The sequence below is a fragment of the Microcystis sp. M53602_WE12 genome (assembly GCF_030065455.1).
In the GTDB taxonomy this organism is placed as follows: Bacteria; Cyanobacteriota; Cyanobacteriia; order Cyanobacteriales; family Microcystaceae; genus Microcystis; species Microcystis aeruginosa.
On sequence record NZ_JASJFB010000266.1, the window covers coordinates 1 to 11,275 of the forward strand.

General features: G+C 45.1%; 9 protein-coding genes and 2 tRNA genes. 1 reads left to right on the forward strand and 10 read right to left on the reverse strand.

The window, feature by feature from the left end:
- Positions 1-415 precede the first annotated feature (415 nt).
- The 6 genes from PX482_RS09700 to PX482_RS09725 all read right to left on the reverse strand — a co-directional run bounded on the left by PX482_RS09700 (position 416) and on the right by PX482_RS09725 (position 6,576).
- Positions 416-601, reverse strand: coding sequence for a hypothetical protein (locus PX482_RS09700; RefSeq protein WP_002759041.1), 186 nt, complete (start codon positions 599-601; stop codon positions 416-418).
- Between the two features lie 533 nt (positions 602-1,134).
- Positions 1,135-3,057, reverse strand: a complete 1,923-nt coding sequence (locus PX482_RS09705) for a S9 family peptidase (RefSeq protein WP_288023186.1) — start codon at positions 3,055-3,057, stop codon at positions 1,135-1,137.
- Between the two features lie 131 nt (positions 3,058-3,188).
- Positions 3,189-3,262 (reverse strand) — tRNA-Pro (locus PX482_RS09710).
- 92 nt (positions 3,263-3,354) lie between these two features.
- Positions 3,355-4,560: an FAD-dependent hydroxylase gene (locus PX482_RS09715; protein WP_288095732.1), complete on the reverse strand. Its 1,206-nt coding sequence runs from the start codon at positions 4,558-4,560 to the stop codon at positions 3,355-3,357.
- 339 nt (positions 4,561-4,899) lie between these two features.
- Positions 4,900-5,442: a phasin family protein gene (locus tag PX482_RS09720; RefSeq protein WP_002759045.1), complete on the reverse strand. Its 543-nt coding sequence runs from the start codon at positions 5,440-5,442 to the stop codon at positions 4,900-4,902.
- A gap of 60 nt (positions 5,443-5,502) precedes the next feature.
- Complete coding sequence (locus PX482_RS09725; protein WP_002759047.1) at positions 5,503-6,576, reverse strand: extracellular catalytic domain type 2 short-chain-length polyhydroxyalkanoate depolymerase; 1,074 nt, start codon at positions 6,574-6,576, stop codon at positions 5,503-5,505.
- A 200-nt stretch (positions 6,577-6,776) separates the two neighbouring features.
- Between PX482_RS09725 and PX482_RS09730 the strand changes: the two genes are divergently transcribed.
- Positions 6,777-7,619 (forward strand): methyltransferase domain-containing protein, encoded by an 843-nt coding sequence (locus PX482_RS09730; protein WP_288095727.1) that lies wholly within the window; start codon positions 6,777-6,779, stop codon positions 7,617-7,619.
- Positions 7,620-7,816: 197 nt separating this feature from the next.
- Here PX482_RS09730 and brnA read toward each other — a convergent pair whose 3' ends face one another.
- The 4 genes from brnA to PX482_RS09750 form a co-directional block, all read right to left on the reverse strand.
- Complete coding sequence (brnA, locus tag PX482_RS09735; protein ID WP_002759052.1) at positions 7,817-8,041, reverse strand: type II toxin-antitoxin system BrnA family antitoxin; 225 nt, start codon at positions 8,039-8,041, stop codon at positions 7,817-7,819.
- Complete coding sequence (locus PX482_RS09740; RefSeq protein ID WP_002759054.1) at positions 8,031-8,300, reverse strand: BrnT family toxin; 270 nt, start codon at positions 8,298-8,300, stop codon at positions 8,031-8,033. Before PX482_RS09740 ends, brnA begins: the two co-directional genes overlap by 11 nt.
- A gap of 295 nt (positions 8,301-8,595) precedes the next feature.
- Positions 8,596-8,669: transfer RNA gene (locus PX482_RS09745), tRNA-Met, on the reverse strand.
- 91 nt (positions 8,670-8,760) lie between these two features.
- Positions 8,761-10,587, reverse strand: coding sequence for a peptidoglycan DD-metalloendopeptidase family protein (locus tag PX482_RS09750; protein WP_288122371.1), 1,827 nt, complete (start codon positions 10,585-10,587; stop codon positions 8,761-8,763).
- Positions 10,588-11,275: the final 688 nt, after the last annotated feature.

Here is an 11,275-nt window from a genome sequence, read left to right on the forward strand (position 1 = left end):
AGCTCAGCATCCCTATAAAACTCAAATCTTGGACTTCCATTCCTGCAAAACCCAATGGGCAACTCGTTCACTCTATTTTGAGGGACAGAAGCGAAATCAATTCTGTATCCTACACTACCGTTTGAATTTGGAATTGCTGATAAACACGAGATTCCTTACGAGTTTCAAGGTGCGAAGCTGCAAAGAATTATCGTTACCATTACCGATGATATTATACTAAATCCGTTGAGTAAAGGCTAGTTATGAGGAGAGGCAAAAGGCAACCCCCCCGACGTCGGGGGGTTGATTCATAGTAGGGTTGATTCATGAATCAACCCTACCTTGATCCCCCCTTAATCCTAGGGCGTTGACAATCCCCGCACTAAAGCGACGGGGATTCTTGGTTCAAAGAGATTACTTGCGTAAAATCGGTCAACTAGAAATGACGGGAAACGATTTTTTCGATGGTTGCTTGGGTATCCTGCAGCAGTTTCTCGCGACTATCGCTAGTATTAGTCAGACTAGGCACGAGATTACGAGCTTGTAAAGCCATGTGAAGCTGTAGTTGAGCTACATACTCGCGGATATCTTCACGGGTTTCCGATTGGTTAGGATGAAACATAGAGAAACTGGAAAGGTCTGTCTAGCTGATGGTGTCTTGTCGACAACTCCTATACAAGTTATCACGAGAGCTTAGGTTCCAGTCAAGGGTCGGCCGCAACTCTACACATTTCTCAACACAACTTATCTCTCTTTCATCAATCTAAGAGAGTTAAAAGGAGAAGAAAAGCCTGAAACCGATACAGAGACTATGGTTAAGCCTAGACCCGCCCAACGGTCAAATCTGTAGATATTTACTGTGAATTGTCCAAAAACTTATTTTGAAAAGCGAGATGCGCCTTTTAAGCATCTCCACATCAGCTTAATAAGCGAGCTTAATAGAAGTAGTTAGGGTTTGCGGCAAAAAGTTTTTCGTGGGGACAGGGGGGTTGGGGGGGTTTTGCCTTTTGCCTGTTGCCTGTCTTCATAAGTAGCATATGCTCAACGGATTTAGTATTACTTGTGCAACAATGGTAATTCACCTCAGACAGTGATGCAATTCAGACTTGAATTGGCCTCAGCGCCTCTCGAACCTAGGAAATTAATTTGGCACGACTACTTAATTTCTACGGGTTCTAAATTATCAGCAGGAGTAAAACCAAAGAGACGGGAATAAAAATAAAATTCTGCATCTAATGCTCGTTTTATCGATTCAGCTTGACGAAATCCATGTTGTTCTCCCGCAAAGGGAACGTAAGCGACGGGTAAACCTTTTGCTTTTAAAGCTTGTACCATCATTTCCGCTTGATTGGGTGGAACCACTCGGTCTTCTAAACCTTGGAAAAAGATCACTGGACAGGATAACTGACTGGTAAAATGAATAGGCGATCGCTGATAGTAAATTTCCTTTTCTTCAGGATAAAGTCCCACCAATTTATCTAAATATCTCGACTCGAATTTATGGGTATCGGTGGCTAAAACCTCTAAATCACTAACTCCGTAATAACTAGCTCCTGCTTTAAAAGTATCATGAAAAGTTAAGGCCGCTAAAGTTGTATAACCGCCGGCGCTGCCTCCGGAAATTGCCAATCTTTCCCCATCGACTAATCCCTGATTAACCAAATATTTTGCCCCGTTGATGCAGTCTTCCACATCGACAATTCCCCAATTTCCCAGCAAACGCTGACGATATTGACGACCATAACCCGTACTACCGCCATAATTAACATCTAGATAGCCAAAGCCGCGACTGGTCCAGTATTGCACTCGCAGACTTAAACTAGAGGTAGCCGCGGCCGTCGGTCCACCGTGACTTTTGACTAAAAGGGGCGGTAATTCGCCATTGGGGGCGGTATAATCGGGGTTTTTGGGGGGATAATACCAAGCAGATGCAGTTAGTCCCTGACTGGTGGGAAAAGCAATCATTTCCGGAATCGAGAAATAATCGCTAGAAATAGTTAAATTACTGGAAGATTTGAGGACTTCTCTCGTTCCTGTGGCTAAATCCACTGAGATAACCGCCGTTACTTCCTTGAAAGAACCGCCAATAAAAACTATTTTGTTATCGCTAACTTGTAGGGAAGAAATGTTAGTATCAGCAGTGATAATTTCTTGGAATTCTCGATTAACAGTATCGATACTTCCTAAATACCAACGACCATCTTTTGTATAGCTACAAATAATCTTTGATTCCCCAGCAAAGCCGTAGTTAGATAAACCAAAAACCCAATGAGGATAGGCAAATTCAGCCTCTATCGGTTCGAGAACTGGTTCGATTTGTTCATCGTAGTTAAAGCAATAAAAGTTCCAGAAATTATTGCGATCGCTGGTAAAATATAAATGTTGATCGGCGGACCAGTGCGGTTCACACACCGACTCATTTTCACCACCAGCAATGACCCGAATATTACTCAAATAAAGATGATTAATATCGGCCACCCAGAGAAAAGAACTATCCCAGGGCATATTAGGATGATTCCAACTAATCCAAGCTAATCGAGAACCGTCGGCACTTAAGCGAGGAGAGGTATAAAAATCATCGCCTGATACTAAAGTTTCTATGTTTCCTGTATCCACATCGATGCTGACAATACTATTAACTGGTTCTCGATCTTTTTGGCTATGATCTTCACAAACACAGATTAAACGATTGCCAAATTGATTGAGAATTAAATCCGCATAACGACAGGAATTTTCTGGGGTTAGAGGTTGGGGGAAACTATCAGCAGTTTGGCGATAAATTCTTTGGTCAGCAAAATTACAAAAATAGATAATTCCGGCAACAATTAGATAGGAACCTCCCCCGTATTCATGGACACGAGTTCGCACATTAAAAGGCCCTGGAGTGATGTCTGTAGTTGTGCCGTCGGGGTTTAATTTAACTAAAACATTTCGCCCCTTTTCCTGTGGTCTGCCTTCTAACCAATAAATATCTTCTCCATCTAGGGTTACACCACCAAGACTAATCGATGCTGCCACAATTAGATCGGAGGTAATCGGTGATTTCCAGGAACCGTAAGCTGATATTTGATGAGACATTTTCGACTAAAGCAGTGATTCTAATGGTGAACTAACTTGATCAGGAACGCTGATAAATTAAGAGAATTCCGAGTAAACAGGACAAGGTAGGGATTGGTTGCATCCCTACCTAACTCTCTGTTTTTCTGCAATCGGAGCGGCGGGATTCGAACCCACGACCCCTACTACCCCAAAGTAGTGCGCTACCAAGCTGCGCTACGCCCCGATATTGAACCTTAACCATCATAGCGATAATCGCAGCATTTTGCAAGCTTTTTTTTTCTTCCTTTCTCCCCCATTCCCGGAATTAGCGGCCAGCTATCTAGCTAATTGGGGAATACGTCCTTTTAATCCCGTCATTAATTGCAGGGCAAACAATTTCAACGGGGGGAAACCGCGCATCATTGCCAATCCGAGACGACGGATGACAACGATAGGCGGCCAGTTATTGGAGAACAGGCGATCTAGAAAATCTGTGAAGCCTAAAATCGCTAAATTCTCCGATCTACGCCATTTTTCGTAGGATTTTAGGGTAGAAAGCGCTCCTATATCTTCTTGCTTTTCCACTGCTTCCTTTAATACCTGCGCTAAAGCGGCCGCGTCGCGAATGCCTAAATTTAAACCTTGACCACCGACGGGATGACAACAGTGAGCGGCATCACCAATTAAAGCCAGTCGGGGTTTAACATAAGTATCACTCTGCATTAACTGTACGGGAAAGAGAGCGCGGGGGCTAACTAATTCGAGTTTTCCCAGTAATCCCCCCGTATATGCTTCTAATTTCTTGATAAATTCCGCTTCGGGCATTTCTTGCAGTTTTTTCGCTTCCCCATGGGGATTTGTCCAAACGATCTGACAGCGATTACCCTGGAGCGGTAAAATGCCCATCGGACCGGTGGGCCAAAATCTTTCAAAGGCGGTATCGTTGCGATCGAGTTGATGTTTAATGGTGAAAGCGACACAGGATTGCCAATATTTCCAACCTTTGGTTTTAATTTGCGCCCCTTGCCGGATAGCGGATCTGGCTCCATCGGCCCCGATGACTAATTTTGTGGTGATTTTTCGGGTTTGACCGGCTTCTTCCAGGGTGACAGTGGCTGTTTCTGCTCCGTACTCCACTTCTAACACTTTGGCAGGGGATAACCAGTCAATGCGATCGCAATCTTGGCCAGCATTGTGCAGGGCGGTTAAAATCACTTGATGTTCGCCCACATAGCCCAAATAATCGGTTTTTAGCTCATCGACCACAAAGGGGACAAAAATCGGGTAATCGGCATCAGAAAGGCGAATATGACGAAATTTACCGATACTGGGCGAGATTTTATCCCAGATACCCAAGCCTGTAAAAATGCGGCTCGACATCAACGAGAGGGCATAAGCTTGACGACGGGAGGCGGCCACCTCTAGGGGACGTTCCTCGATCATAGCGATATTTAATCCTGTATTTTTTAAGGCCACCGCTAGGGTGGTTCCGACTATACCACCCCCGACAATGATTAAATCGTAGCTGTCCCGTCTTAACATATAAATATTTTTCTCGAAGATCATCAGTGACTACAATGATCTATTCTGACACGATTTTCGGGGTTGCTGTCGGGTTTGATTCTCTTGACCCTACCTACCATAGACTTTAAAGGGTTTTGTCCGTCGCTGAGAGTTTCGGGTTATCGCTCTTCCTGGAGTTTCGGAAGGGCGATAACAAGCTGCTACAAGCCCTGTTGGCTGATGCTCCTGAGGCGCCAGTCTTCCTCGATACCCCGACGGGTAATCTGGCGGCGCTGGCACTTGCCCGCCGTTGGGGATATGTTTGGGGCAACAAACCGAGAACTTGGCTAAAGACATAACCCGCAAGATCAAGTTTTTTTAACTCTCATCAGATGCAAATGCGTCAAGGCTTTTTTGAGTCCAATTGTCCAGAGCAGTATTGATAGAGTTAAAAACTCCCATTGTTTCGAGCATATTCCCCTGCAACTTTTCTTGAAGTTCGCTAAAAATACTGGTTTGGACATTGAATAGATCATCTACTTTTTGAGCGCCCTTTAAGATCTCTAGATACTTGGCTGTAGTTTCTAGATAGAGGCGCATCAATTCTGCTTGCTTTAGTCCGAGACTGGTCATCGAACTTACATAAATTTCACCCAAGTCCTTAAAAGAATCAGAGGTTGCCTGTAAATTCACCAGCTTCAGTTGGCTTTGAAATAGTTCATTAATACTATCAGTATAAACTTCCCCCAATTCTTTGGTCAAGCTTAGATAACCCTTGCTTAGTTCAGCGAAGGCGCTGGGGTTAACAAAACTTGTTAACATGGCATCCATCGCGTTCACATTAGTGGCCGTAATATTCTTGAAGGACTCTATTGCCAATTTGTTCGAGTCAATCCACTGTTTAACTAGCTCGTTTTGCATGGTAGTTTCCTCGTAAACTGCTTAATGTATTTCTCTGTCTGTGCCAGCAAAAAGATTAAATTATTGAGGGCGCGGTTCGGCCAACCGTTCTAACATAGCGACAATTGCCCTCATCTGGGGAGACTCTCTAGTATAAAAGACAGGATTATCTGGGTCTGCACTAGAATATCCCCAAAAATCCCAGCATCCCTGGGGATTGTAAGGGATTGATGCTGACGGTTCAACCTGGGGATATAGGACAATTATCCTATTGGTATCAGCTATTTCATTGTAACCGGTTTTAGTGTAGTAAGTATCATCAATTTCCGTTGCCCCCTGTTTGCAACCATGAATAGCTACATGAACTTTGCAGCTTTCTTTTTTACAGGCTTCAGGTACATAAACATAAGCCTCCCGACTCATACTCGTCTTTTTACCGTCAATAAACTCGTTCTGGTCAAACCGAATAATCTTGCCACTTAATCTATTAGAGTCAACTGGTGGATTCAACTTGCCATAAATATGCCCTAAAATCCGATGGGATTGCATGAAATCGCAGTCGTTTATAAAGGGTGACTTAGTATCTGAACATGACACCCTAGACTCCTCGACAATTATGGCATGACCGGCATTGATATTCTTGTCGTATTTAATATTTTCTGAGGGCAAGCCGGCAGCTTGATAAAAATCTTTTACTTTGTCAACTACGACAGTTTTAACTACGCGATCATTTGAACCACTGAATAGATAGACTCGATCATCTTTTAAGTTGTTGAGATCGGCAATTTTGTTGGCACTGGCCAGTTTTTGAGCTTTTTTAAATAATCTTTTCCCATCCGGTCCTACTGACTCAGTCAGAGGATTCATGCAAGTTGATGTCGCTTGCTCGAAAAATTGCTCTGGATCCGTCTCGTAAGAACCTACACAATAAAAAGGACCGCCAGCAATAATACCTGCTCCTACCAGTCTATCTGAGTAGGCGACATGGAATTGAGCCGTCATGAAAGCCCCTGATGAAAGGCCAGAAACAGATGTTTGGCTTAAATCTGCCTGATAACCAGATAGCTTGGGTGCTTCCTCGGCCAAGACCGCCCCATTGAAGCTAAAAATACTAAAAATCAAAACAGCCAGTAGTTTTAATCCTGCCTTAATCATAAGACCTCTTGCAAAAATCGGAACCTATGATATTAATATAAAGTCGAACAAGATCGAATGATATTAAGATAAAGTAAAACACATCGAACTTTGAAAACCCACTTGCCACTTCCCACTTTGCTGTACTTTTTAAACAGGATTTGGTATAACATATCTGGCTAATCTCTGGCAAGAGTGCCTCTCTTAACTAGGAAATCACCATGGAACTTGATCAACGAATAGCCGATTTTTATGACTCCTCTAGTGGACTGTGGGAAAGGATTTGGGGCGAACATATGCACCATGGTTACTACGGTCGGGGCGGCAAGATTAAACTCGATCGCCGTCAGGCACAAATTGATTTAATAGAAGAATTATTAACTTGGGGAAATGTCACCAGTGCTAATCAGATTCTCGATGTCGGTTGTGGCATTGGTGGCAGTAGTCTTTATCTGGCCGAAAAATTTCACAGCCAAGCGGTGGGGATTACTCTATCCCCGGTACAAGCCGCTAGAGCCAGCCAAAGAGCGCAAGAGTTTAATTTAGAGGAACAAGTGAGTTTTTCTGTGGCTGATGCCCTAAAAACCCCCTTTCCTGAGAATAATTTTGATCTGGTCTGGTCTTTGGAAAGTGGCGAACATATGCCCGATAAAAGGCAATTTCTGCGGGAATGTTATCGGGTTTTGCAGCCCGGGGGGACTTTTTTGATGGCTACTTGGTGTCATCGTCCGACCACTTCCCTGGCTGGTAATTTAACGGAAGGAGAGATTAAACTATTAAACGAGATTTATCAGGTTTATTGTCTGCCATATGTGATTTCTTTGCCAGAATACGCCGATATTGCCTGTGAAGTTGGCTTTCAAGACCTAAAAACCGATGATTGGTCCCTATCGGTGGCCGCTTTTTGGGATGTGGTGATTGATTCGGCCCTAACCACAGATGCGATCGCAGGTTTGTTAGCAAGCGGTTATACTACTATCCAAGGGGCCTTATCTTTAGGGTTAATGCGGCGCGGTTACGAGTCGGGTTTAATTCGTTTTGGTTTACTGCAAGGGAAAAAATAATCAGCTTGGCGATGATTACAGTGCAGCGATTGATAATTAGGCGTTGTCAGATCAGAATAGGAAAGATGCAATGCAATCCTTGCTACCCTTCGACCCCTTCAACTCCTTCGACTTGGCTCAGGGCAAGTTGGCTCAGGGCAAGTTGGCTCAGGGCAAGTCAAAGTAATTTGAGTTCCGGTGCTGATTCGGATCATCTTTCAATTTGACAACGCCAATTTTTCCCCAATCCAGTCTTTGACAATAGCTTGTAACGGTAAATCACGACGCTGACTTTCTTGCTCAAGAGCCTCTACCATCCATGAGGGAAACTCAAACGCAATTGTTTGTTCCTCGGAATTAGAACGTTTAATTTTAGTTAAATCCAAGTATTCGATGATATTTTCTCCATCATCAAATTTGCGGTCAAAATCTTCAGCTTTCATAAATTTCTACCTCTTCAGGTCTAGAGCGTCGGACTGAAATAATACGGATTTTGGTTTGACGATAGGTAACTACGGCTGACCAATGCTTACCTGCTATTATACCAATAACAACAAATCGTGGTTCATTTTCTGTTCGGGCTGGAATTTCGACTTTTTGGGAATCTAACCATAATACTTGAGCTTCAACAAAATCTAGACCATGTTTATTTTTGTTAGCTTGGCTTTTATTAGGATCAAATTCAAATTCCGGTTTTTTCATTCTCTTGGCTTCGTTTCCGTGACTGCATCTCAATTTGGTCGAAATATCTATAGGACATTTTGGGCGCACGCAGTTCGATAAACTCACTGACCACTAGGTACTCCTACCAGAATATTATGGTAGTGACTGTATCGGCAAAATTTATAGTACAATTGGGCTAATAAATTTTGGAATTCCCTTGCTGCTGTTATCAGTAAAAAGTTATCAGGTAGAACCCGAAGGGAGCGTCCCCAAGTAAAAGGGAAAGAGATATCACCTGACCATAATCTTGCTGGTTTTCTTGGATCTTGTCCGATGGCTCAGGGCAGATTTGAACTGCCGACCTTGGGCTTATGAGTCCCCTGCTCTGACCAACTGAGCTACTAAGCCGTTGTTTACACAGTTATCAATCATAACACACAATCACCCAATTGCACAAGAGCAAAAAAGGGAAGATTTTTTCTTCCCTTTCTGGGCATCTTTAACGTCTGCCTGGCAGGAAAGCGATGGGATTGACTGCTCCCTGGCCGGAGGGGTGAACCTCGAAATGTAGGTGGGGGCCGGTGCTAAAACCGGTGCTACCCATCTGGGCAATTGGCTCGCCTTGCTGAACAGTTTGGCCGCGACGCACCAACAGACGGCTGTTATGGGCATAGAGAGTGACGCTACCATCGGGGTGACGCAGTTTCACCAGATTGCCATAACCGCCAGAATTCCAACCGGAGGCGATTACTTCACCGGCGGCCGCCGCCACAATCGGGGTCCCCACTGGACCGGCGATATCGATGCCGCGATGAGGTCTGCCCCAGCGCCAACCGAAACCGGAGGTTAACACACCTCTGGTGGGCCAGATAAAGCCGGTAAAAATGGGGGCGGGATTAGGTAAATACTCATCGGGATTAGCGAGGGGAGGAAGGGAAGGTTCTACGGTTTCGCCGACGGGAATTCGTAGGCGGTCATTATATTCTTCCACATTGGTAGGAGCCGAACCGATAATCTGTGGGGGGGTGCTTTGGTTAGAACGCGAACGAAGGGCAGTCCATTGGGGATTAGGGGTTATTTGCGGCTCATCGAGGGTTTCTGTGGGATTATCGACGGGAATAGCGATACTTTTCTGGGTTTCCGAAAGGTTAGTTTCCCGCAGATTAGCCACCTCTTGGCGCAATCTTTCCCGATAGCTGCCGGTGATATTTTCGGGGAATTCTTCCGTCTCCGTGGTGGCGGTTGCGGCGGGCAAATTTTGTCGATTGCTGGGGTTAAAGGACAATCTCGGTCGATCGCCGACCAAGGGGGTAAGATTTTGATTAACTCTAGCGTTGGCAGAGCGGTCGGGAATCACTAGGGTTTGATTAACTTTAATCCGGTTGGGGTTGTCAATGCCGTTTTCCCTGGCTAATTCGGCGGGGGTGATGCCGAGAGCGCGAGCGATCGTGTTTAAGGTATCCCCTGGCCGAACCCGATAAACTTGGTTTTCTGGGGGAACTATGACCCGAGGATTGGGAACGGCGGGAATTTCAGTCACAGGAGCCGGATTTCGTAGGGCAACGCTGGGAATTTCCGGTCTGCTTGTCAAGGGAGGATTAACGGCAATTGTGGCTATCGGGCGATCGCTTTCAGGGGTGGGAACGGGAATCGGGATCACCTGGCTGGTTGGTCGGGGCGATTCTTCGGGAGCAATAACGGGAATCTCGACAGTGGTTGGCGAATTATCGGGAACGAGAGCGGTAGTTTCGGTGACGATTACTGTTTCCCCGGAATCGGACTGATGGGGGATTTCCTGGGTCCGTAGGGCGGCCAAACTTTCTTGGAGACGTTGACGGGTTTGACGCAGACTAGCAGAGGAACTATCCAACTGCTCAGGAGTTGCTGCCGGGGCTGCCGGGGGCAACTGCTCAGGAGTGGGAATTTTTAAGGTTTGTCCGATAATCAGATCGGATTGGGGGGGGAGATTATTGCGGTTAGCGATCGCTGTAGGGGTGGTTTGATAGGTGTCGGCTAAACTCCACAGGGATTCTCCCGGTTTTACCTGATGCTCAACCACTGATGTGGCGATGAATTTGACGGTAGCAAGTGCTTGGGATTGGATTATTTGCGGTTCTTTTAGTTTTTTACCCGCATCCTTGGCTTTTTGGGACAGGTCGATCACTTCCCATTCTAAGGGTACAGAATTGGCGGCCTGGGCTGATTCCGAGGTGGAGTTGAGAAGGCTAGGTACTCCCAGAGAGAGTGCTAATCCCAGTAGAGCAACTGAGTAACGGACTCGGTTAGACTCAGCGGTGCAATTCTGTTCTGGGGTAGCGGATGTCATGGGGTTGGGGATAAAAGTCTCTTTCAAACAGACCTCCTGTGGTGTAAAGAGTTAGCTAGAGCCAGTCGATGAAGCCGATGATTCTAGCTTTCAGCATTAGCCTTGAGGCTAGAGTAGAAGTTAGGCAACTTTCTTTTTAGTCAAAATACCTAAAGGTGACTTTTAGGAGAGATTAACTTAGATTTTGAAATTATGCAAGTCTCCCTCTGACTATTAGCATCGGGATCACGGCAAGTTGGTGACATTTTGAATGTCCAGATTGACGATGCTCTATCTCAGTTGTTCCAAGCTGATCAGCATTTTTGGTCTTGCCAATTTTTGCCAGTTTTTTCATAGAAATTTTTTATCTGTTTGGCAATTTACAAAGAAATTATTAATCATTCGCCGCTCGACAGGAAACAAGGGGCAACGATGGCTATTCAAGGTCAATACCGGATAAATAGGGTTTGCCGAAAAAATTTTTTCTGGGGGCAGGGTGTGGGGTGTGAGGTGTCGGTCGTCCATAGCCAATTAGGTTACACTTCGTCTTGATCAGAAAAAGGCTGTCATACTATTAGGGGTCGAGAAAATCGTCACCGACCTCCCCTCCCATTCAGAACCGTGCATGAGACTTTCACCTCACACGGCTCCTAGTTTGACGGTTCCCTTGTTAAGGATACAACTTGACATCTTTTTGTTGACCTTGTAT